Annotated in this window: 19 protein-coding genes; 6 read left to right on the forward strand and 13 right to left on the reverse strand. The window is 74.9% G+C overall.

Annotated elements, in window-relative coordinates:
• Positions 1-54: 54 nt before the first annotated feature.
• From JOE43_RS14890 to rsmI, 6 genes are all read right to left on the reverse strand, one after another.
• A complete protein-coding gene (locus tag JOE43_RS14890) occupies positions 55-993 on the reverse strand; it encodes a 4-(cytidine 5'-diphospho)-2-C-methyl-D-erythritol kinase (RefSeq protein WP_209518789.1) in 939 nt (312 codons plus the stop codon).
• Positions 994-1,007: 14 nt separating this feature from the next.
• On the reverse strand, positions 1,008-1,664 hold the full coding sequence (locus JOE43_RS14895; RefSeq protein ID WP_209518790.1) for a DUF4287 domain-containing protein: 657 nt from the start codon (positions 1,662-1,664) through the stop codon (positions 1,008-1,010).
• 4 nt (positions 1,665-1,668) lie between these two features.
• Entirely contained in the window at positions 1,669-2,556 is an 888-nt protein-coding gene (gene rsmA, locus JOE43_RS14900; RefSeq protein WP_056056743.1) for a 16S rRNA (adenine(1518)-N(6)/adenine(1519)-N(6))-dimethyltransferase RsmA, read from the reverse strand.
• Positions 2,556-3,506, reverse strand: coding sequence for a TatD family hydrolase (locus JOE43_RS14905; RefSeq protein ID WP_209518793.1), 951 nt, complete (start codon positions 3,504-3,506; stop codon positions 2,556-2,558). The genes rsmA and JOE43_RS14905 overlap by 1 nt, the downstream gene beginning before the upstream one ends.
• Positions 3,503-5,071 carry a methionine--tRNA ligase gene (gene metG, locus JOE43_RS14910; protein WP_209518795.1) on the reverse strand — a complete coding sequence of 523 codons (1,569 nt, stop codon included), beginning with the start codon at positions 5,069-5,071 and terminating at the stop codon, positions 3,503-3,505. Before metG ends, JOE43_RS14905 begins: the two co-directional genes overlap by 4 nt.
• 63 nt (positions 5,072-5,134) lie before the next feature.
• Positions 5,135-5,965, reverse strand: coding sequence for a 16S rRNA (cytidine(1402)-2'-O)-methyltransferase (gene rsmI / locus JOE43_RS14915; protein ID WP_209518797.1), 831 nt, complete (start codon positions 5,963-5,965; stop codon positions 5,135-5,137).
• A gap of 57 nt (positions 5,966-6,022) precedes the next feature.
• Here rsmI and JOE43_RS14920 point away from each other — a divergent pair, with 57 nt between their 5' ends.
• On the forward strand, positions 6,023-7,768 hold the full coding sequence (locus JOE43_RS14920; RefSeq protein WP_209518799.1) for a dolichyl-phosphate-mannose--protein mannosyltransferase: 1,746 nt from the start codon (positions 6,023-6,025) through the stop codon (positions 7,766-7,768).
• Positions 7,759-8,133, forward strand: a complete 375-nt coding sequence (locus JOE43_RS14925) for a hypothetical protein (protein WP_209518801.1) — start codon at positions 7,759-7,761, stop codon at positions 8,131-8,133. Before JOE43_RS14920 ends, JOE43_RS14925 begins: the two co-directional genes overlap by 10 nt.
• 39 nt (positions 8,134-8,172) lie before the next feature.
• Here JOE43_RS14925 and JOE43_RS14930 read toward each other — a convergent pair whose 3' ends face one another.
• Genes JOE43_RS14930 through JOE43_RS14940 form a run of 3 tightly spaced genes read right to left on the reverse strand, consistent with a single transcriptional unit; the run spans position 8,173 to position 10,989 of the window.
• Positions 8,173-9,105 (reverse strand): 3-oxoacyl-ACP synthase III family protein, encoded by a 933-nt coding sequence (locus JOE43_RS14930; protein ID WP_167259931.1) that lies wholly within the window; start codon positions 9,103-9,105, stop codon positions 8,173-8,175.
• Entirely contained in the window at positions 9,102-9,974 is an 873-nt protein-coding gene (locus JOE43_RS14935; RefSeq protein ID WP_209518803.1) for an MBL fold metallo-hydrolase, read from the reverse strand. Before JOE43_RS14935 ends, JOE43_RS14930 begins: the two co-directional genes overlap by 4 nt.
• A 31-nt stretch (positions 9,975-10,005) precedes the next feature.
• Positions 10,006-10,989, reverse strand: coding sequence for an NAD(P)-dependent oxidoreductase (locus JOE43_RS14940; RefSeq protein WP_209518805.1), 984 nt, complete (start codon positions 10,987-10,989; stop codon positions 10,006-10,008).
• 64 nt (positions 10,990-11,053) lie between these two features.
• Here JOE43_RS14940 and JOE43_RS16240 point away from each other — a divergent pair, with 64 nt between their 5' ends.
• From JOE43_RS16240 to JOE43_RS14960, 4 genes are all read left to right on the forward strand, one after another.
• A complete protein-coding gene (locus tag JOE43_RS16240) occupies positions 11,054-12,250 on the forward strand; it encodes a glycosyltransferase (RefSeq protein ID WP_209518807.1) in 1,197 nt (398 codons plus the stop codon).
• A 97-nt stretch (positions 12,251-12,347) separates the two neighbouring features.
• Positions 12,348-13,646, forward strand: coding sequence for an O-acetylhomoserine aminocarboxypropyltransferase/cysteine synthase family protein (locus tag JOE43_RS14950; RefSeq protein ID WP_209518809.1), 1,299 nt, complete (start codon positions 12,348-12,350; stop codon positions 13,644-13,646).
• On the forward strand, positions 13,643-14,206 hold the full coding sequence (locus JOE43_RS14955) for a CoA-binding protein (RefSeq protein ID WP_209518811.1): 564 nt from the start codon (positions 13,643-13,645) through the stop codon (positions 14,204-14,206). The genes JOE43_RS14950 and JOE43_RS14955 overlap by 4 nt, the downstream gene beginning before the upstream one ends.
• Before the next feature lie 230 nt (positions 14,207-14,436).
• Complete coding sequence (locus JOE43_RS14960) at positions 14,437-15,312, forward strand: sulfurtransferase (protein WP_209518813.1); 876 nt, start codon at positions 14,437-14,439, stop codon at positions 15,310-15,312.
• Positions 15,313-15,417: 105 nt separating this feature from the next.
• On the opposite strand, the gene JOE43_RS14965 is transcribed toward JOE43_RS14960, so the two are convergent.
• The 4 genes from JOE43_RS14965 to JOE43_RS14980 form a co-directional block, all read right to left on the reverse strand.
• On the reverse strand, positions 15,418-17,448 hold the full coding sequence (locus JOE43_RS14965; RefSeq protein ID WP_209518815.1) for a thioredoxin domain-containing protein: 2,031 nt from the start codon (positions 17,446-17,448) through the stop codon (positions 15,418-15,420).
• 193 nt (positions 17,449-17,641) lie between these two features.
• Positions 17,642-18,835 (reverse strand): bifunctional 2-methylcitrate synthase/citrate synthase, encoded by a 1,194-nt coding sequence (locus tag JOE43_RS14970; RefSeq protein ID WP_209518817.1) that lies wholly within the window; start codon positions 18,833-18,835, stop codon positions 17,642-17,644.
• Between the two features lie 112 nt (positions 18,836-18,947).
• Positions 18,948-19,850: a methylisocitrate lyase gene (gene prpB, locus JOE43_RS14975; protein ID WP_209518818.1), complete on the reverse strand. Its 903-nt coding sequence runs from the start codon at positions 19,848-19,850 to the stop codon at positions 18,948-18,950.
• On the reverse strand, positions 19,850-21,382 hold the full coding sequence (locus tag JOE43_RS14980) for an MmgE/PrpD family protein (RefSeq protein WP_209519281.1): 1,533 nt from the start codon (positions 21,380-21,382) through the stop codon (positions 19,850-19,852). Before JOE43_RS14980 ends, prpB begins: the two co-directional genes overlap by 1 nt.
• Positions 21,383-21,390: the final 8 nt, after the last annotated feature.

The following is a 21,390-nucleotide window of genomic DNA, read 5'->3' on the forward strand; positions in this document are numbered from 1 at the left end:
GGCCCGGTCAGGCGAGGACGATCGGCACCGGCCCGCGTCGCTCTCGGACCCGCCTCAGTCGGCGACGACGCGGGCGCCGTGCACCGGCCCCGTGGCCCGCAGCACCGTGAGCCGTGCCGCGCTGAGCGCGATCTGCAGCTCGAGGGCGCTGTCGAGGTCGGCGGTGAGGAACGCCACGGTCGGCCCGGAGCCGGAGACGATGCCGGCCAGCGCTCCGTTGCTCTCGCCGAGCTCGAGCACCGCGGAGAGGCCCGGCTCGAGGTGCAGCGCGGGGGCCTGGAGGTCGTTGTGCATGCTGTCGGCGAGCATGCCGGCGTCACCGGCGCGCAGCGCCTGCAGCACCCCGGCGTCGACGACGGGCTGGCGCACCGGCGCGATGTCGCTCTGGTGCCGTCGGCGGTGCTCGTCGAGCTCGCGGTAGACGGTGGGGGTCGAGAGGCCGAAGGCGGCGAGGGCGAGCACCCACTGGAACTGCCCCTTGGCGAGGGCGGGGCTCAGCTCGTCGCCGCGGCCGGTGCCGACGGCGGTGCCGCCGGCGAAGGCGAACGGCACGTCGGCCCCGAGCTCGGCCGCGAGGCGCAGCAGCTCGTCACGGCCCACGCCGGTCTGCCACAGGGTGTCGCACGCGAGCAGCGTCGCCGCCGCGTCGGCGGAGCCTCCGCCCATGCCGCCGGCGACCGGCACGGCCTTGTCGATGGTGAGGTCGACCCCGCCGGCCCAGCCCGTCGTGGCCGCGAGCAGGCGGGCGGCCTTGATCGCGAGGTTGCTCTCGTCGGTCGGCACGCCCGAGACGTCGACGCCCGGGCCCGCCGAGACGCGCACGGTGAAGTCGTCGGAGTGGCGCGCCCGGACGTCCTCGTAGAGGGAGACGGCCTGGTAGGCGGTCGCGAGCTCGTGGTAGCCGTCGCTCTGCAGGTCGCCGACGGCCAGGAAGACGTTGATCTTGCCGGGGGCACGCGTGTGGACCACGGTCGGGGCGGCCACGGTCGTCATGACTCCCAACCTAGTCAGTTCTGCCGGTCGCTCACGACGCGGAAGGCCTTCGTGAGCTCCTGCTTGACGGGTTCGACCCGCTCGGGCAGGCGGAGCCGGCTGAGCGTCAGGCTGACGGAGCACTTGCCGCCCACCGGCGGCGCCACGGTGAGCAGCAGCGACTCGTCGCTCGGCAGCCGCCAGCGGGCCGTGGGGTGCTTCGCCGAGCGGCTCGTCGAGTCGGGCGCGCCCCCGGCGAACGCGGCGAAGCGCTCGACCGCGAGGTCGAGCAGCTCGAGCTGGCCGCCCCGCAGGCTGCGGCTGACCGAGACCGAGAACGTGCCGTCGGCCTGCTGACCCGGGAGGCGCATCCCCCTGGCCTGCTCGTACCGCACGGTGATGCTCTGGGCCCACCAGCCCGGCACCTCGTGCTCGTCGACCAGCCAGCGCGCGATCTGCGTGTGCGACCGCGTCGTCGAGCCCGCCGCGTCGAGGAGGGCGAACCACTGCTCGGCGCTGCGGCCGGTGCCCGCGCCGAGGCGGGCGTCGCTCATCGTCTGCTCGTGGCCGCTGACGCCGCGCGAGGGCGCGCCTCCGGCTCCGGCAGCGGCGGACGCGGCCGCGCCGTCGGCGGACCGGCTGCCCGACGACGCACGGCGACGGGGCGCCGGGGGGTCGTCGTGGGTGCTCACGGGGTCAGTCTGCCTCGGGAGCGCCCTCGGCGACCGGGGCGGCGCCTCCCCCACGTCCGCTCGCGCGCACGATGCGGAGGAAGTCGTCGACGGTCAGCTGCTCGCCGCGCTCGGTCGGCTCGAGGCCCGCGGCGACCAGCGCCTCGGAGGCGGCCGCCGACGACCCGAAGACGCCCGAGAGCGACTGGCGGAGCATCTTGCGGCGCTGCTGGAAGGCGCCGTCGACCAGCTCGAAGACGGCGAGGCGCTCCTGTTCGGTGCCGCGGGGCTCGCGCCGGTCGAACGCGACGAGGATGCTGTCGACGTTCGGCACCGGCCAGAACACCTGGCGGCTGACCTGGCCGGCCGTCGAGAACTCGCCGTACCAGGCCGCCTTGATGCTCGGGGCGCCGTAGATCTTCGAGCCGGGCTCGGCGGCGAGGCGCAGGCCGACCTCGGCCTGGACCATGACGAGCCCGCGCTCGAGCGACGGGAAGTGCTCGAGGAAGTGCAGCAGCACGGGCACGCTGATGTTGTAGGGCAGGTTCGCGACGAGGTGCGACGGCTCGGAGGGCAGTGCGACGACGCGCATGGCGTCGTCGACGATCACCCGCAGGTCGGCCGCCGGCTGCAGCAGCTGGACGGTCTTCGGCAGCTGCTCGGCGAGGCGCTTGTCGATCTCGACGGCGACGACGTCGGCCCCGGCCTCGAGCAGGCCGAGGGTGAGCGAGCCGAGGCCCGGGCCGATCTCGACGACCGACATGCCGGCCGAGACGCCGGAGGCCGCGACGATGCGCCGCACCGTGTTGGCGTCGTGGACGAAGTTCTGGCCGAGCTTCTTCGTCGGCTGGATGCCGAGCAGGTCGGCGAGGTCGCGGATCTCGGCGGGGCCCAGCAGGGTCGAGCGCGACATCAGCCCTCGACCGTCACGGGCTCGTCCGTCCACGAGCCGTAGACCAGCTCGGTGTTCGACGAGATCTGGGCGGCGAGCATCGAGACGTCGGTGCCGATCGTCTCGGCCATCGACCGCAGCGTGTGCGGGATGAGGTACGGAGCGTTCGGCCGACCGCGGAAGGGGGTCGGCGTGAGGTACGGGGCGTCGGTCTCGACCATGACGAGGCTGCGGGGCAGCTGCACGAGCGCGTCGCGGAGGGGCTGCGCGTTCTTGAACGTGACGGTGCCGGCGAAGGAGGCGTACCAGCCGTTCTCGGCGAGGATGCTCGCGAGCTCGGGGCCGCCGCTGAAGCAGTGGAAGACGGTCTTGTCGGGGGCGCCGACCTCGAGCAGCAGGTCGACGACCTCGTCGTGGGCGTCGCGGTCGTGGATCTGCAGGGCCAGGCCGTGCTTCTTCGCGATCTCGACGTGGGCGACGAACGACTCGATCTGGGCGTCGCGGCCCTCCTCGCCGGTGCGGAAGAAGTCGAGCCCGGTCTCGCCGATCGCCCGCACCCGGGGGCGCGAGGCGAGCTCGTCGATCTCGGCGAGGGCGTCGGCCAGCTCGCCGCGGGCGGCGAGGGCGGGCGCCTCGTTGGGGTGCAGCGCGACGGCGGCGAGCACGCGCGGCTCGCGGGCGGCGATCGCGGCCGACCAGCGCGACGTCTCGAGGTCGGTGCCGACCTGCACGACGCCGCGGACGCCGACGCTCGACGCCCGGTCGAGGTGCTCGCGGTAGTCGAGCGAGTTCTCGCCGTCGGCGATCTCGAGGTGCGTGTGGTTGTCGTACACGGGCACGACGAGGGCCTGCGGGCTCGGCGGGTACGTCAGGTCGCGCGTCTGCCCGCCGGACTCGGTGGAGGCGCGGTGGCGGACGTGCGCGGGAGCGTCGCCCTCGGGGGCGGCCGCGTCGCGGTCGGCGTCGCTCACGCCGCCGGCTCCGGCTGCTCGATGCGCGGGAAGAGCCCGGCGGCCAGCGGCACGACGGCCGGTGCGCTCGACCACTCGGCGGCCCGGTCGACGGGCTGGCTGGTCAGCGTGCCCTGGCCGATGGACTCCCACAGCGTGTGCGTCGCGGTCGGGATGAAGGGCGAGAGCAGCACGGTCAGGGTGCCGAGGCCGCGGAGGGCGGTGCTCAGCACCGTCGCGAGGCGCTCGCGCTGGTCGTCGTGCTTGGCGAGGGCCCAGGGCTCCTGCTCGGTGATGTAGCCGTTGAGCGCGTCGACGAGCTCCCAGATCGAGGCCAGCGCCTCGTTGATCGCGAAGCGCTCGATCGCGGCGTCGGCCGCGGCCGTCACGCGCAGCTCGGTCTCGCGGATCGCGAGGTCCGCGTCGGTCAGCTCGCCGGCGACGGGGACGACCCCGTCGAAGTAGCGGGTGATCATCGCGACGACGCGGGAGGCCAGGTTGCCGAAGCCGTTCGCGAGCTCGGCCTGGTAGCGGGCCGCGATGTCCTCCCAGCTGAAGTTGCCGTCCTGGCCGAACGTGATGGCGCGCATGAAGTAGTAGCGGAACGCGTCCGCGCCGAAGACGTCGGTGATCTGCTGCGGGGCGATGCCGGTCAGCTTGGACTTCGACATCTTCTCGCCGCCGACGAGCAGCCAGCCGTGGCCGAAGACCGCCTTCGGCACCGGGAGGCCCGCGGCCATGAGCATGGCGGGCCAGATGACGGCGTGGAAGCGGGCGATGTCCTTGCCGACGAGCTGCACGGCCGGCCAGCGTCGCCGGAACTGCTCGTCGTCGACGCCGTAGCCGATGGCCGTGACGTAGTTGAGGAGGGCGTCGAACCAGACGTAGACGACGTGCTCCTCGTCCCACGGGACCTTGACGCCCCAGTCGAAGCTCTGACGCGAGATGGAGAGGTCGCGGAGGCCCTGCCGCACGAACTGCACGATCTCGTTGCGCACGGTCTCGGGCTGCACGAAGTCGGGCTGCTGCTCGTAGAGGTCGAGCAGGCGCTGCTCGAAGTCGCTCATGCGGAAGAAGTAGTTGTTCTCCTTCAGCAGCTCGACGGGCTTCGAGTGGATGGCGCAGACCTGCTCGCCCTCGAACGGGCCGGTGCCCTCGACGAGGTCGCCGGGCTGCTTGTACTCCTCGCAGCCGACGCAGTAGGAGCCCTCGAACTCGCCCTGGTAGATGAAGCCGTCGTCGTAGAGCTTCTGCAGGAACTTCTGCACGCCCGCCTCGTGACGGGCGTCGGTGGTGCGGATGAAGTCGTCGTTGCTGATGTCGACGGTCTCGAGCAGCGGCTTCCAGGACTCGGTGACGAGCTTGTCGGCCCACTGCTGCGGGGTGACGTCGTGGCTGGTCGCGGTGCGCAGGATCTTCTGGCCGTGCTCGTCGGTGCCGGTCAGCAGCCACGTGTCGTCGCCGCGCTGGCGGTGCCAGCGGGCGAGCACGTCGGCCGCGACCTCGGTGTAGGCGTGGCCGATGTGCGGCACGTCGTTGACGTAGAAGATGGGCGTTGCGATGAAGAAGGAGTCGCCGGCGGGCATGGCCACCATCTTAGGTGCGGCCACCGCCCCCGTGACGCGGCCCGCGCCTCCCCCGGGGCTGCCTCAGGAGGGGCGGGGGGCCCGGGCGGCGAGGGCGGCCTGGTAGAGGTCGCGGCGGGAGAGGCCGGTGGCGGCGGCCACGTCGGCGGAGGCCTCCTTGAGGCGGGCGCCGTCGGCGACGAGCGCCTGCACCTGCGCGAGCCCGGCGGCGAGGTCGAACTCGCGCTCGGGGGCGCCCTCGACGACGACGCAGATCTCGCCGCGCACGCCGTCGGCCGCCCAGGCGGCGAGGTCGGCGGCCGACCCGCGCCGCACCTCCTCGTGCATCTTCGTCAGCTCGCGGCAGACGACGACGCGGCGGTCGCCGCCGAGGGCGGTCGCGACGTCGCCGAGCGAGTCGGCGAGGCGGTGGGGCGACTCGAAGAACACCATCGTGCGGCGCTCGTCGACGAGGGCGCCGAGCACCCGCAGCCGGTCGCCCTGCTTGCGCGGCAGGAAGCCCTCGAAGCTGAAGCGGTCGGTCGGCAGGCCCGAGACGGCCAGCGCTGTCAGCACCGCCGAGGGTCCGGGCAGCGCAGTGACCGTGACACCGGCCGCGGCGGCGGCCTCGACGAGGGGGAACCCGGGGTCGCTGATGGCGGGCATCCCGGCGTCGGTCAGGACGAGGACGTCGGAGGCGCGGGCCAGCTCCACGAGCTCGCCCGCCTTCTCGCGTTCGTTGTGCTCGTGCAGGGCGATGAGCCGCGGGCGGTTCTCGACGCCGAGGGCGCGCATGAGGTGGATGGCCGTGCGGGTGTCCTCCGCGGCGATCACCTCGGCGTTGCGGAGGGCCTCGACGAGACGCGTCGAGGCGTCGCCGAGGTTGCCGATGGGGGTCGCGGCGAGAACGATCACCCGGTCATTCTCCCCCGGTGCGGCGGAGCCGGGCGACGCGCCGAATACGATGGCCCGATGACGACCCCGGGCGAGCGCGAGTTCGACGCGCTCCTCGAGACCGAGGGCGCCCCTCCCCGCGGCCCCGACGACGTCGCGCCGGGCTCGACGCCGGGCCTGGGCGCGGCCGACGAGAACGCTACGCCGGGCCTGGGCGCGGCCGGCGAGGCCAGCGCGACCGCCCCGCCGCCGGCGCACGCCCCGCGCCTCACCCGCCTCGACGCCTGGTGGGGCCGACTGCTCTCGACCCCGGGCCGCCGCCGCGCCTGGCGCTGGGGCGGGCCGATCGGCGTCACCGTGCTCGCGGCGCTCCTGCGCCTGTGGCACCTCGGGGTGCCCGGCACGCTCGTCTTCGACGAGACCTACTACGTCAAGGACGCCTGGACCCTCCACGAGCTCGGCTACGAGGGCTCGTGGCCGACCGACTACGACGCCTCGTTCGCGGCGGGCGGCGCCGACGGGTTCCTCAGCAGCCCCTCCTTCGTCGCGCACCCCCCGCTCGGCAAGTGGCTCATCTCGCTCGGCATGGCCGCCCTCGGCCCCGGCGACCCGGCCGGCTGGCGGATCAGCACGGCGATCGCGGGCGTGCTCGCCGTCGCCCTCGTCGCCGTGATCGGCACGGTGCTGCTGCGCTCGACGCTCGTCGGCACGATCGCCGGCTTCCTGATGGCGATCGACGGCCACGCGATCGTGATGTCGCGGGTCTCGCTGCTCGACAACTTCGTCATGCTCTTCGGCCTGCTGGCCTTCGGGGCCGTCCTGCTCGACCGGCGGCAGAGCGCCGGTCGTCTCGAGGCCTGGCTGGCGAGGAGGCGCGGTGCCGGTCGGGACACCGCCTGGGGCCCTGCCCTGTGGTCGCGCCCCTGGCTCGTCACCGCCGGGCTGATGTGCGGCCTCGCGACGGCCGTCAAATGGAACGGCCTCTACTTCCTGGCCGTGTTCGCCGTCTACACCGTCGTCGTCGACGTGCTGGCCCGTCGCCGGGCAGGCGTCGAGTTCTGGCTGTCGGGCACCCTCTTCAAGCAGGCGCCGGTGAGCTTCCTGCTCACGGTGCCGATCGCCGTCGTGGCGTACCTGGTGAGCTGGACGGGCTGGTTCGTCACCGGCGGCGGGTACTACCGCGACTGGGTGCAGGAGACCGGCGAGCGCTGGACGGGCGCACTGGCCTGGGTGCCGGACGTCGTGCAGAACTTCTGGCACTACGAGGCCGGCGTCTACGCCTTCAACGTCGGGCTGCAGACGCCGCACGACTACCAGGCGAACCCGTTCACCTGGCTGCTGATGCTCCGGCCGACGAGCATGTACTACCAGGGCACCGACCTCGGGCAGGCCGGCTGCGACGTCGCCCGCTGCGGCGAGGCGATCACCTCGATCGCGAACCCGCTGATCTGGTACGCCGCGGTCGCGGCCTGCCTCTACCTGCTCTGGCGGGTGGTGCGGCACCGCGAGTGGCGGCACGGGGCCATCCTCGTCGGCATCGCCGCGGGCTACCTGCCGTGGCTGGCGTTCTCGGGCCGCACGGTGTTCCAGTTCTACACGATCGCCTTCGAGCCCTACCTCCTGCTCGGCCTCGCCGCAGTGATCGGGCTGCTGCTGGGGCGTCGCACCGACGACCTCGACCGACGCCGCCGGGGCCTCTCGATCACGGCGGGCTTCCTCGTGCTGGCCGTCGCCGTGTCGGTCTGGTGGTACCCGATGTGGACGGCCCAGCAGATGGACTGGGAGTGGATCCGCCTGCACTACTGGATCCCGTCGTGGAAGTAGGCGGCGCCTCCCCCGCCCCCGAGACCTGGTCGAAGTCCCCGGCCGGGCCGAGCCCCTCCGGCCGGGCCGCCCGCCGTCGCCTGGCCGCCGCCCGCTGCGACGCCTGCGGCCACGCCTGGACGGGACACCCCGGGTCGCACGAGCCGGGGATCACGCGCTGCCTCGAGTGCGCGGCAGAGGGCGCCGACGCCGACGCCGACGCCGAGCCGTGTCGCCGCAGGGTCCCGCGCCGCGTCCTCCGCCGCGCGTCGGCACGGAGCCTCGAGAGCTCGGCGCCCTGGCGGGTCAAGCTCGCCCACCGCGTCAGGCAGGTCGTGGGCGAGGTGATCGAGGCCGTGGTCGACGCGGTGACGAACCCGTTCTGACCCCGTCGCGGGCGAGCCCCGGGGCCGTGGAGGCGCCTCCTACAACCGCAGGGCGAGGGCGTTGGCCGTCAGGCCGGCGGCCGTGCCGCAGAGCAGCACCGTGTCGCCCCGGCCGAGGCGGCCGTCGTCGAGGCACCGCGCCAGCGTGTAGGGCACGGAGGCGCTGACCATGTTGCCGTACTCCGCGACCGCGTCGACGTAGGAGCCCGGCGGGAGGCCGAGCCGCCGCATCGCGAGGCCGAGGGCCCGGCTGGCCTGGTGGGGCACGACGAGGTCGACGTCGGCCGGGGTGAGCCCCGAGCGCTGCCAGAAGCGGTCGAAGAAGCCGGGCAGCACGTCGAGCATGCCGCGGAGGGCCCGACGACCGTCCATGTCGAAGAGGTGGTCGGCGGGGTCGCCGTCGGCGTAGCCGCGCGCCGGGTAGCGCGAGAGGCCGCCGCGCAGCTCGGTGTCGTGGGCGTGCTCGGGCCAGGTCTGCTGCAGGCTCGCGACCACCCCCTGGCCCGGGTCGTCGCCGCGGGTCAGCACCACCGCCGCGGCCGCGTCGGAGAAGAGCTCGTGGCTCTCGCGCTGGTCGGGGTCGAGGAACCTCGTCGCCACGTCGCCCGACACCACGAGCACCCGCTCGAGATCGCCGTCGGCCAGGTAGCGAGAGGCGACGTCGAGCGCCGTGATGAAGCTCGTGCAGGTGGAGCCGACGTCGAAGGCGGCGGCCCGGGCGCCCGGCGCGACGCGCTCCATGACGAGCGCGGCCGTGCACGGGATCGGCTGGACCCCGGCGGCGACCGCCGCGATGACGCCGTCGAGCTCGTCGGGCGCGACGCCGGCCCGGGCGAGCGCCCGCTCCGAGGCCGCGGCGAGCATGTCGAGCTGCGAGACGTCGTCGTCGACGCGGTGGCGCGTCTGGTCGCCGAACCGCACGACGCGCTCGGGCAGCCAGGTGCCCCAGCCGGCGATCTTCAGTGTCCTCATCGTGTCGTCCCGTCGTCGTCGCGGTCGTCGTCGTGCGCCGCGTCGGCGGGCGACGTGCCCGACGCGTCGGCCAGCAGGTCGACGCCGGTCGCGTGCACGTCGTGGCTGAAGAGGAGGCGCACCCCGGCGCGCTCCACGGCCAGCAGCTGCCCGGCCGTCTCTTCCTGCGCCTCGGCGTCGTGGCTGACGGCGCGGGGCAGGCGGCGCATCCGGCGCTCCTGGCCCAGCAGGTCGCGGCCCCAGGCGGCGTCGCCGGCCAGCAGCACCCGCCCCTCCACCAGGGCGCCGAGGTGCCCGCGGGCGTGCCCGGGCAGGTCGACCAGCCGGTAGGCGCCGTCGCCGAAGAGGTCGACGGTGCGCAGCCCGTGCGGGCCCGGCGAGAAGGACGCCGCGGCCGGCGAGCCCGGGGCGCCGACCACGAGGAGGCGGGCGTCCGGCCACCAGGGCGGCAGCAGCCCCCGGAGCACCCCGTCGCGCAGCCGCGGCCCCGCGAGCGTGCGCCGGAGCCCTTCGCTCAGCACGACGGTCGCGTGCGGGAAGGCGGCCAGCCCGCCGAGGTGGTCGGGGTGGAGGTGCGAGAGCACGATGTGCGTGACCGCGGCGGGGTCGACCTGCTCGCCGATGGTGGCCCCGGCGGGGACGCGGGGCGGGAGCAGGCGACGGTAGGCCCACGCGGCCGGGCCGGCTCGCCAGGGCAGCGGGGCGTAGCCGGTGTCGAAGAGGACCCGCCGGTCACCGGAGGCCCAGAGGAAGGCCCCGGACGGGAACACCCGCCGCTCGCGCCGGTGCCCCCGCAGCAGCTGGGCCAGGTCGTGCGACGTGTCGCCGCAGCGGAAGCACTCGAGGCGCGACGGCACGGGCGACGGCACCGGCGGCACATGCTCCGGCCCCGTCACGGCGTCACGCACGCGCGTACCCCGCGAGGCTCTCGTCGAGCGAGGTGACCGGCTCGTAGCCGAGCAGCTCACGGGCCTTCGAGATGTCGAGGGTCTGCGAGTGCGCGATGGTCGTGATCGTGTAGCGGGTCATCGGGGGCTCGGGGCGGCCGGGGAGCACGCCGCAGACCGCCTCGAGCACGCCCGCGAGCGCGTAGGCCGCCCGGGCCGGCACGGGCCGTGGCCGGAGCGGCAGCCCCAGGCCGGTCAGCAGCTGCTCGAGCAGGTCGCCGAAGGGGCGGGGGTCGCCGTTGGTGACGTTGAAGGCCTCGCCGTCGACCGCCGAGGCGGGCGCCGTCGCCGCGAGCCGCACGGCGAGCGCGACGTTCTCGACCGAGGTGAGGTCGACGAGCCCGCGTCCGCCGCGCAGCAGCGGCACGCCGACGCGCGCGTGCACGCGGAGCAGGCGCGGCACGAGGCTCGGGTCGCCGGGGCCGACGATGCCCCGCGGGCGGAGGACGACGATCTCCGGCCCGCCCGCCGAGCCCACCGCCTCCTGCAGGAGGGCCTCGGCCTGCAGCTTCGACCGGATGTAGTGGTTCAGGGGGCGGCGCCCGTCGACCTCGTCCTCACGGATGCCGACGCGGTCACGGGGCGCCGCGTAGATGCCCGGCGACGACACGTGCACGAGCCGCCGCGCCCCGACGCGCCGGGCGTGCTCGAGCACCCGGGCGGTGCCCGTCACGTTGGCGTGCTCGAACTCGGACCAGCGGCCCCACGGCGACGAGAGGGCGGCGCAGTGGACGACGAGGTCGGCCGGCACGTCGGAGCGGCCGAGGTCGTCGAGGTCGCCGACGAAGGTCGGGCCGTCGGCCGGCAGGGCCTCGGCGCGGCGCCCCGCGGCGACGACCCGCCAGCCGTGGGCGCGGAGGTCGCGCACCACGTGCGCGCCCAGGAACCCGCTCGCGCCGGTCACCAGCGCCGTGCCCCCCGGCGTCGTCTCCCCCATGCCGCGATCCTAGGGGCGACGGTCGGCCCGCCCGGGGACGCCTGCGCCTCCCTAGGATCGTGCCGTGCACATCGCCCTCGTCACGGACTACTACGCCCCGACGCTCGGCGGGGTCCAGACCGCGGTGCGCGCGCTCGCGGAGTCGCTCCGGGCCGCCGGGCACGAGGCCACCGTCTTCTGCCCGCTGGCCGGCCCGTCGCCCGAGGAGGGCGTCGTGGCCCTGCCCGTCGCGGGGGCGTTCCGCCCCGACGGCTACCCGTTCGCCTGGCCGCCGCGCCGGGTCGCGGCGGCGCTCGCCGACGAGTTCGCGCGGCGCGGCGTCGACGTCGTGCACACGCACTCGGAGATGTTCGCCGCGCTCGGCGGCGTCCGCGCGGCCCACGAGCGGGGCCTGCCCGTCGTCCACACCATGCACGGCCGCGTCGACGTCTACACCGCCTCGGTGCTGCCGCTGCCCGCCGTGACGACGCTGCTCCTGGCGGGGCTGCACGCCCGCCAGGTGAGCCACGCCGGCCTCCGCGTCGCGGGCGGCACGCGCTACACGGCCACGGCGACGGCCCGGCGCATGTGGCGGCTGATGCTCGCGCAGTCGCGGGCGAGCGACCACGTCGTCGTGCCCTCGGCCCACTTCGCCCGGAAGCTCGCCGACCAGGGGGTCGTCACCCCGATGACGGTGCTCACGAACGGCCTCGAGGAGTCGGTGGCCGCGGCCGCCGGCACCGCGACTCCCCGGGTGCTCGGCGCCGACGAGCCGCTGCGCCTGGTCTGGGTGGGGCGGCTGTCGCCGGAGAAGCGGCCCGGCGTGCTCGTCGAGGCCGCGCGGTCGTTCGGCGACCGGGTGACGGTCGACGTCTACGGCGACGGGGGCGCGCGGCGGTCGCTCGAGCGACGGGCCGGGCGGGTGACGTTCCACGGGGCGGTGCCGCACGGCGAGGTGCTCACCGCGATGCGGTCGGCGCACGCCCTGGTCTCCAGCTCGTGGGACTTCGACAACCAGCCCATGGTCGTGCTCGAGGCGGCCGCGACCGGGCTGCCGGTCGTCCACTGCGACCCCGACCTCGCCGAGGTCGTGCCCGACGGCGGCGGCTTCCTCACGCCGACGCCCGACGCGGCGGGGCTCGTCGCCACCGTCGAGCGGCTGCGGCGGGAGCCGGCGCTCCTGACCGCGGCGAGCGAGGCGCTGCTGCGCTCGGGGTCGGTCGTCGGGCTGTCGGCCGAGCCGCTGCTCGAGGTCTACCGGTCGGTGACGCGCGGGCGCTGAGCACCGCTCCCTCCTCACCCGCCGGAGGCGCGGGTCGACTGTGAAGTTCTGTGACCTCCCCGCCGGGGCCGTCAGGGGCAGCGGCTAGCGTGGGCCCATGGCAGATCGTGAGTACGGCTTCCGCACGCGGGCTATCCACGCGGGCAACATCCCCGACGCGGCGACGGGAGCCCGCGCCCTCCCCATCTACCAGTCGAGCGCCTTCGTCTTCGACGACACCGACGACGCCGCGGCCCGGTTCGCCCTGCAGAAGTACGGCAACATCTACAGCCGCCTCGCGAACCCGACCACCGCCTCCTTCGAGGAGCGCATCGCCAGCCTGGAGGGCGGCCTCGGGGCCGTAGCCACCTCGAGCGGGCTGAGCGCGCAGTTCATCACCTTCGCGAGCCTGGCGGGTGCGGGCGACCACATCGTCGCGAGCGCGAACCTCTACGGCGGGTCGATCACGCAGCTCGACGTCACCCTGCGCCGGTTCGGCGTCGAGACGACGTTCGTGCAGTCGAGCGAGCCGGCCGACTACGCCGCCGCGATCACGCCGGCGACGAAGCTGCTCTTCGTCGAGACCGTCGCCAACCCGTCCGGCGAGATCGCCGACCTCGAGGGCCTCGCCGAGGTCGCGCACGCCGCGGGAATCCCCCTCATCGTCGACTCGACCATCGCGACCCCTTACCTGAACCGCCCGATCGAGTGGGGCGCCGACGTGGTGATCCACTCGGCCACGAAGTTCCTCGGCGGGCACGGCACCACCCTCGGCGGCGTCGTCGTCGAGTCGGGCCGCTTCGCGTGGGACAGTGAGAGGTTCCCGCTCTTCGACCAGCCGGTGGCGAGCTACGGTGGGCTGAACTGGTCGGGCAACTTCGGCGAGTACGCCTTCCTCACGCGCCTCCGTGCCGAGCAGCTCCGCGACATCGGCCCGGCCCTCGCACCGCACTCCGCGTTCCTGCTCGCGCAGGGCGTCGAGACCCTGCCGTACCGCATGCGCGCCCACGTCGACAACGCCCGCCAGGTCGCCGAGTGGCTCGACGCCGACCCCCGCATCGAGCGGGTGCGCTGGGCCGGCCTGCCCGAGCACCCGCACCACGAGCGGGCGGCGAAGTACCTGCCCGAGGGGCCGGGCTCGGTCTTCACCTTCGAGCTCGCGGGCGGCCGCGCCGCCGGCAAGACCTTCATCGAGTCGGTCGAGCTCGCCAGCCACCTCGCCAACATCGGCGACGCGAAGACGCTCGTCATCCACCCCGGGTCGACCACCCACGCGCAGCTCAGCGAGCAGCAGCTCGTCGACGCCGGCGTGCTGCCCGGCTCGGTGCGCATCAGCGTCGGCATCGAGGACCCCGCCGACATCATCGACGACCTCGACCAGGCGCTGACCGCAGGCAGCAAGGGAGACCGGTCATGACCGACACCGTCACCACGCAGCTGACCAACGGGCTCACCTGTGAGCTGCCGTCGAGCTCGCCGCTCGCCAAGCTGCTGACGTCGCAGCGCACCTGGGTCGGGCCGACCGCCAAGGAGCGCCAGGCGATCCTCCGCGAGGCGAAGTCCGTCGCCATCGTGGGCGCGTCGCCCAACGCCACCCGCTCCTCCTACTTCGTCGGCACGTACCTGCAGCAGTCCAGCGACCTGCGCGTGTACTTCGTCAACCCGAACGCCGACACGATCCTCGGCGAGAAGGCCTACCCCGACCTGGCGTCGCTGCCCGAGGTGCCCGACATCGTCGACGTCTTCCGCAAGGCGAGCGACATCCCGTCCGTCGTCGACGACGTCGTCGCGAGCGGCGCCCGCACGATCTGGGTGCAGCTGGGGATCTACGACGAGGAGGCCGCGCGGTACGGCGAGGAGAAGGGCCTCACCGTCGTCATGGACCGCTGCATCAAGGTCGAGCACGCCCGCTTCAACGGCGGGCTGAACCTGATGGGCTTCGACACGGGCGTCATCTCGTCGCGTCGGGCGCGCTGACCCTGGCGCCCCGCGGGGGGATCGAGGAGTTCGCCCCCCCGGCCTCGACGCCGACCTGCTCGGGCCGGCCTGCGGGAGTCGCGGGTCGGCCCGGGCGCTCGGCCGGCGGGAGTCGCGGGTGGGCCCGGGCGCTCTGCCGGCGGGAGTCGAGGGTCGGCCCGGGCGTGAGCGTGACGCCCCGTGAACGCAAGCCCTGGCCGATGACAGGGGTCGGCAGTACCGTGGCCCGCATGCCTCCCGTGCTGACCTCCCCCCTCGTCTCGAGCCAGTGGCTCGCCGACCACATCGGGGCCGACGAGATGGTGGTCGTCGACGCGTCGGTCGTCTCCGTCGCCGGCCCCGACGGGCGGCCCAGCGGTCGCTACGTCACCGGGCACGACCAGTACCTCGTCGACGGCCACGTTCCCGGGGCCGTCTTCGGCGACCTCGTCAGCGAGCTCAGCGACCACCGGGCCGACCTGCCCTTCACCCGGCCCGACGCCGAGCGCTTCGAGGCCGCGGTGGGCGCGCTCGGCATCACGAACGAGACCACCGTCGTGGTCTACGACTCGTCGGTCGGCCTCTGGGCCGCACGGCTCTGGTGGCTGTTCCGTGCCTTCGGCTACGACGACGTCGCCGTGCTCGACGGCGGCTTCACGACGTGGCAGCGCGAGGAGCGCCCGATCGACGTCGGCCACGTCGAGCCGGAGCCCGCGCTCTTCCTCGCCGACGAGCGCCCCGAGCTCTGGGTCGACAAGGCCTACGTCGAGGCCGTCGTGCGCGGCGACGAGCAGGCCGCCCTCGTCTGCGGCTCGCCCCGGGCCGAGTTCGCAGGGCACGAGGGCCGCCGGCCCCGGCTCGGCCACATCCCCGGCAGCGTGAACGCGCCCGCCGACGAGCTCGTCGCCGACGACCGGCGCTTCGCCAGCCCCGCCCAGCTCCGCGCCCTGCTCGCCCCCGCGCTCGGCGCCGGCCGCGTCGTCGTCTACTGCGGCCAGGGCATCGCGGCGAGCGCCGACGCGCTGGCGCTCACCCTCGTCGGCGAACGGAACGTCGCGCTGTACGACGGATCGCTCACCGAGTGGGCCGCCGACGGCGACGCCCCGCTCGCGACGCTCGCCGCCTGAGCCGAGGCCGCTCGACCCGACCTCCCCGGGCGGACCGCCGAGTGGTCACGAACCGTCGCTCCCGCCCGCAGGAGGAGCCGATCGTGACCACTCGGCGCCGCCGGCCTAGAGCTGCTCGGCGAGCTCGCGGTCGAGCTCCTCGATGCCCGTGACGGGCAGCCGGCAGACGAAGTCGTGGCAGAGGTACGCGGTCACGTGGCCGCGCACCGCCCGGCGGCCGGCGAACAGCTCGAATCCGGCGTCGGCGAGGGCCTCGGCGGCGTCCTCCCCGACGACGCCGACGAGCACGCCGGGGCCGAGCGTGCGCCGCGCCCGCTCCCCGAGGTCGAACGCCGGCACCAGCGTCGTCGGGCCCTCGACAGCCGCAGCGTCAGCTGCAGCGTCAGACGCCGCGTCCGCGCCCGCCACGACGGCGGGCTCGACGACGACCAGCTGCGTCGAGGGCGCTGCGAGCTCGGCGAGCAGGGCGAACGTCGTGCCGAACGCGACGGGAGCGTCGAGGGCCCGGGCCGCGCCGGGGGCGACGGCGCGCTCCGCAGCCGACCGCCACCGCGCCTCCCCCGTCATGCGGTGCAGGGTCAGGGCGGCGGTCGCCGTGGCGCTGAGCCCCGAGGGGTAGGCGCCCTCGGAGGGGTCGGCCGCCAGCGCCGTGCCGTGGCCGCGCAGCACGGGGTCGGCCCCCTCCGGCGCGGCGAAGGGCACCGCGGCGGCGGGGTCGTCGACGAGGGTGCGCTCGAGCAGCTCGCGGGCCGCCACCGCGTAGCGCGGCAGGCCGGTCGCGAGCGTCAGCTGCAGCAGCCCCTCGGCGAACATGCCGTGGTCCTCCAGGGTCGCGACGGCCGTCGAGACGCCGGACCCGGTGGAGGCGCGGAGCAGCCGCCCGTCGCGGGTCACGTGCTCGTCGAGCAGCAGGTCGGCCGCCGCCCGGGCCGCCGCGACCCACGCGGGCCGGTCGTGCCGCGCGCCGGCCTCGGCCAGGGCCGCGATGGCGAGCCCGTTCCACCCGGTCAGCACCTTCTCGTCGACGGGCGGTGGCTCGTGTCGGCTGCGCTCCTCGGCGTCGAGGGCGTACCAGCCGCCCTCCACGCGCCGGCCGTCGATCGTGCTCTCGGAGTCCTGGGCGGAGGCGAACGCCCCGCGCGGGGTGCGCAGCCGACCGAGCAGCACGTCGGCGATGCCCGAGGCGACCGACAGCGGGTCGGGAGCGGTGCGGGCGGCGGCGGCCGCGCCTCCCGCGGGCTGCTCCGGCGACGACGACGCGGGCTCCCCGCCCGGGCCCGGCTCGAGCAGGGCCAGGCGCGAGTAGGCCGTCAGCAGCAGCGCGTTGTCGTAGAGCATGCGCTCGTAGTGCGGCTCGTGCCAGTCGCGCCGGGTCGAGTACCGGAAGAACCCGCCCTCGACGGGGTCGCGCAGCGGCGACGCGGCCATCGCCCGCAGGGTGCGCGAGGCGAGCGCGAGGGCGGCCCGGTCTCCCCCGGCGCCGAGGCCGAGCAGGGCCAGCTGCGCCGGCGCGACCGGGAACTTCGGCGCGCCGCCGAAGCCGCCGTGCTCGACGTCCTCCGCCGCGCCGACGCGGGCGGCCGCGTGGCGCAGCGCCTCCGTCGAGGGCAGCGGCGCGTGCTCGGACGGAGGCGCGGGCTGGGCCGCGAGGGCCTCCGCGACGCCGCGGGCGGTCGCGTCCACCTCGCCGCGGCGCGTCGTCCAGGCCTCGGTGACGGCGGCGAGCACCTGCCGGAACGCCGGGTGCCCCTGCACCGGACGCGGTGGGAAGTAGGTGCCCGCGAAGAACGTGCGCCCCTCGGGGGTCGCGAAGACGGTGAGCGGCCAGCCGAGCTGCTCGGTGAAGGCCGAGGCGGCGGCGAGGTAGCTCGAGTCGACGTCGGGGTGCTCCTCGCGGTCGACCTTGACGGCGACGAAGCGCTCGTTCAGGTGGGCGGCGAGCTCGGGGTCGCTGAAGCTCTCGCGGGCCATCACGTGGCACCAGTGGCAGGTCGCGTAGCCGATCGAGACGAGCACGGGCACGTCGCGACGGGCGGCCTCGTCGAAGGCCTCCTGGCCCCAGGGCCACCAGTCGACGGGGTTGTCGGCGTGCGAGCGCAGGTACGGGCTGACGGCGTCGGCGAGTCGGTTCGTCATGCGCTCCACGCTAGGCGCGTGCGGGCGGGGCGTCCCGCCGCGGCCGCCCCGGAGAACCGCGTTCCGTGCGATGAACCGCGGTACATCGCGGTTCATCGCACGGAACGCGGTTCATCGCGAGACGTCAGCCGTCAGGCGAGCCGGCAGCGACGCGGACCGGCGGCGCCGTCAGGCGAGGCGGCCGGCGGGGCCGTCAGGCGCGGCGCTCCGGCACGGCGCGCTGCGCGGGCCCGTCGTAGTGCGACAGGGGCCGGATCAGCGAGTTCGCCTCCCGCTGCTCGATCACGTGGGCGCTCCAGCCGAGCACCCGGGCCGCGACGAACAGCGGCGTGAAGACCGGGGTCTCGAAGCCCATCAGGTGGTACGCGAAGCCCGACGGCCAGTCCACGTTCGGCTTCAGCCCCTTGCGGTCGAGCACGCCCGCGGCCAGCGCGTCGTACACGGCGGCGAGCTCGTCGACCCGGGTGTCGCCGGAGGCGCGGGCACGGTCGACGAGGCCGGCCAGCGCCTCCTCCATGGTCGGCACGCGGCTGTCGCCGTCCTTGTAGACGCGGTGCCCGAAGCCCATGATCTTCTCCCGGCGGGCGAGCGCGGCGTCGAGCCAGGCGAGGGCGCCGTCGGCCCCGCCGTCGTCGGCGACCCGCCGGAGCAGCTCGAGCGCGGCCTCGTTCGCCCCGCCGTGCAGGGGTCCCTTGAGTGCCCCGACCGCCGCGACGAGGGCGGAGTGCAGGTCGGAGAGCGTCGAGGCCACGACGCGGGCGGTGAAGGTCGAGGCGTTGAACGAGTGCTCGGCGTAGAGCACCATCGACGTGTCGAGGGCCCGCACGTCGAGCTCGTCGGCCTCGCGGCCGAAGACGCGGTGCAGGAGGTCCGCCGACCAGCCGAGGTCGTCGCGCGGGGGCACCGGCGGCAGGTCGTGGCGGCGGCGCTGGTCGTAGGCGATCACGCCGGGCAGCGCCGCGAAGACCCGCGTCGCGAGCCGGCGCGCGGCGGCGGGGTCGTGCACGCCGGGGGCGGTGCTCGGCTCGGGCTCGGCCGCGCCCAGGGCGCTGAGGGCGGTGCGGACGACGTCCATCGGGTGCGCCGAGGTGGGGATGAGGTCGATGACGTGCTGCAGCCCGGGCGCGAGCGGCCGTGCGGCCCGCAGCTCGGCGTCGAAGGCGACGCGCTGCTCGGGGGTCGGCAGCTCGCCGTGCAGCAGCAGGTGGGCGACGTCCTCGACGTCGCAGCGGGCGGCGAGCTCCTGCACGGGGTAGCCGCGGTAGAGCAGCGACCCGCTCGTCGGGTCGACGGACGACACGGCCGTGCGGTCGACCACCACCCCCGCGAGGCCCTTGTGCAGCTCGGGGGCGGGCGCCGCCGCGGGGGCGGTGAGGGTGTCGCTCATGGTCACTCCTTCGTGAGGTGAGGCGGTGCCGGCGACGGTGCCGGCGGGCGGTGCGGTGGTGCAGGCGGTGCGGCGGTGCAGGTGATGCGGCGGTGCGGGCGGCGCCGGGCGCTCAGCGCTCGACGGTGAAGTCGAACACGTCGCCGTCGAAGGCCGAGTAGCCCTCGTAGTCGATCAGGTCGTAGAGGTCGGCGCGGTGCTGCATCCGGTCGAGGAGGCGCGCCTGGGTGCCCGCCTCGGCCAGCTCGTCCAGGCCGCGGGAGGCCTCGCCCATCGCGAGGCGCAGCAGGCTCACCGGCCAGATGACGATCCGCACCCCGGCGTCGCGCAGCTCGTCGACGGTGTGCAGCCGCCCCTTGCCGAACTCGGTCATGTTGGCGAGCACCGGCACGTCGACGGCGGAGGCGACGGCCTCGAACTCGGCGAGCCCGGTGAGCGCCTCGGGGAACACCGCGTCGGCCCCCGCGTCGACGAGGGCGCGCACCCGGTCGACGGCGACGTCGAGCCCCTCGAGCGCCCGGACGTCGGTGCGCGCCATGACCAGGAAGTCGGGGTCGCGGCGCCCCTCCACCGCCGCCCGCACGCGCTTCACGGCCGTGTCGAGGTCGACGACCTGCTTGCCGTCGAGGTGGCCGCACCGTTTCGGGTTCACCTGGTCCTCGACGTGCAGGCCCGCGACTCCCGCGTCCTCCAGGGTCTGCACGGTGCGCGCCGCGTTCATCGGCTCCCCGAACCCCGTGTCGGCGTCGACGAGCGTCGGCAGGTCGGTCATGCGCGCGATCTGGCCGGCCCGCTGGGCGACCTCGGTGAGGGTGGTGAGGCCGATGTCGGGCAGGCCGAGGTCGGCGGCGACGACCGCGCCCGAGACGTAGACGCCCTCGAAGCCCTTCCGCTCGATCAGGCGCGCGCTGAGCGGATTGAACGCCCCCGGCAGCCGCAGCACGTCGTCGGTGCCGCGCAGCCGCTCGCGGAACAGCCGCCGCTTCTCGGCCGGGGCCAGCGTCGAGTAGAGCATCAGAACAGCCCCTCCGGCGACGCGTCGTCGACCTCGCGCAGGCTGCCCTCGGGCGGCGTGACGGTGAGGCCGCCGAGCTCGTCGGGCCGCAGGCTCCGGAGTCGCGGGGCCAGCTCGAGGAACCGCTCGACCTCCTCGTCGGCGAGCACCCCCTCGGCGAGCGTGCGGAACTTCCGCACGTAGTCGGCCCGCGCGAACGGCCGCGCGCCGAGCGGGTGCGCGTCGGCCACGGCGATCTCGTCGACGAGGCTCGACCCGTCGACGAACTCGACCTCGATGCGCCCGCCGAACGCCTTCTCGGCGGGGTCGACGGAGTGGTACCGCCTCGTCCACTCGGCGTCCTCGGCGGTGCTGATGCGACTCCACAGCTCCACGGTGTCGGGGCGCTGGGCCCGCTCGGGCGCGTAGCTGCGCTCGTGGTGCCATTCGCCGTCCTGAAGGGCGACGGCGACGATGTACGGGATGGAGTGGTCGAGCGTCTCGCGGCTGGCCCGCGGGTCGTACTTCTGCGGGTCGCCCGCGCCCGAGCCGATGACGACGTGCGTGTGGTGGCTCGTGTGCAGCACGATGCGCCGGACGGCCGCGGGGTCGCGCAGCTCGGGCCGCTCGCGGCCGAGACGGCGGGCGAGGTCGATCCACGCCTGCGCCTGGTACTCGGCGCTGTGCTCCTTCGTGTAGCTGTCGAGGATGGCCCGCTTCGACTCGCCCGGGCCCGGCAGCGGCACGCTGTACCGGGCGTCGGGGCCGTCGAGGAGGCGCGCGATCACGCCGTCCTCGCCCTCCCAGATCGGGCTGGGGCTCGTCTGGCCGCGGAGCGCGCGGTCGATCGCCTCGACCGCCTGCTTGCCCGCGAAGGCCGGGGCGTAGGCCTTCCAGGTCGAGATGAGGCCCTTCCGCGACTGCCGCGTCGCGGTCGTCGTGTGCAGCGCCTGGGCGATCGCCTGGGCGGTGGTCTCGACGTCGAGGCCGAGCAGGGCGCCGATGCCGCCGGCCGCGCTCGGGCCGAGGTGGGCGACGTGGTCGATCTTGTGGGCGTGCAGGCTGATCGCCCGCGTCAGGTCGATCTGCAGCTCGTAGCCGGCCACGAGGCCGCGGAGCAGCTGCTCGCCGGTCGCGCCCACGTGCTGGGCGACGGCGAGCACGGGCGGCACGTTGTCGCCGGGGTGCGAGTACTCGGCGGCGAGGAAGGTGTCGTGGAAGTCGAGCTCGCGCACGGCCACGCCGTTCGCCCACGCGGCCCACTCGGGCTGGACCCGCCGCTCGGGGTCGAGGCCGACGACGGTCGCGCCGTCGTGGCGGCCTGACCGGTGCTGGAGGCGCGCCGCCGCCTGGGCCCGGGCGGCGACGACGGGCGCGCGGTGCAGGCTCGCGGCGGCGACCGCCGCGTTGTCGATCACGCGGTTGACGACCATCTCGGCGACGTCGTCGTCGACCTCGACCGGGTCGACCGCGACCGCGGCGAGGCGGTGGGCCAGCTCGTCGCGCCGCGCGAGCGGGTCGTCGGACCGGTGGACGTGCACGTCGTTGAGCATCACGACGC

The sequence above is a fragment of the Frigoribacterium sp. PvP121 genome (assembly GCF_017833115.1).
Lineage (GTDB): Bacteria > Actinomycetota > Actinomycetes > Actinomycetales > Microbacteriaceae > Frigoribacterium > Frigoribacterium endophyticum.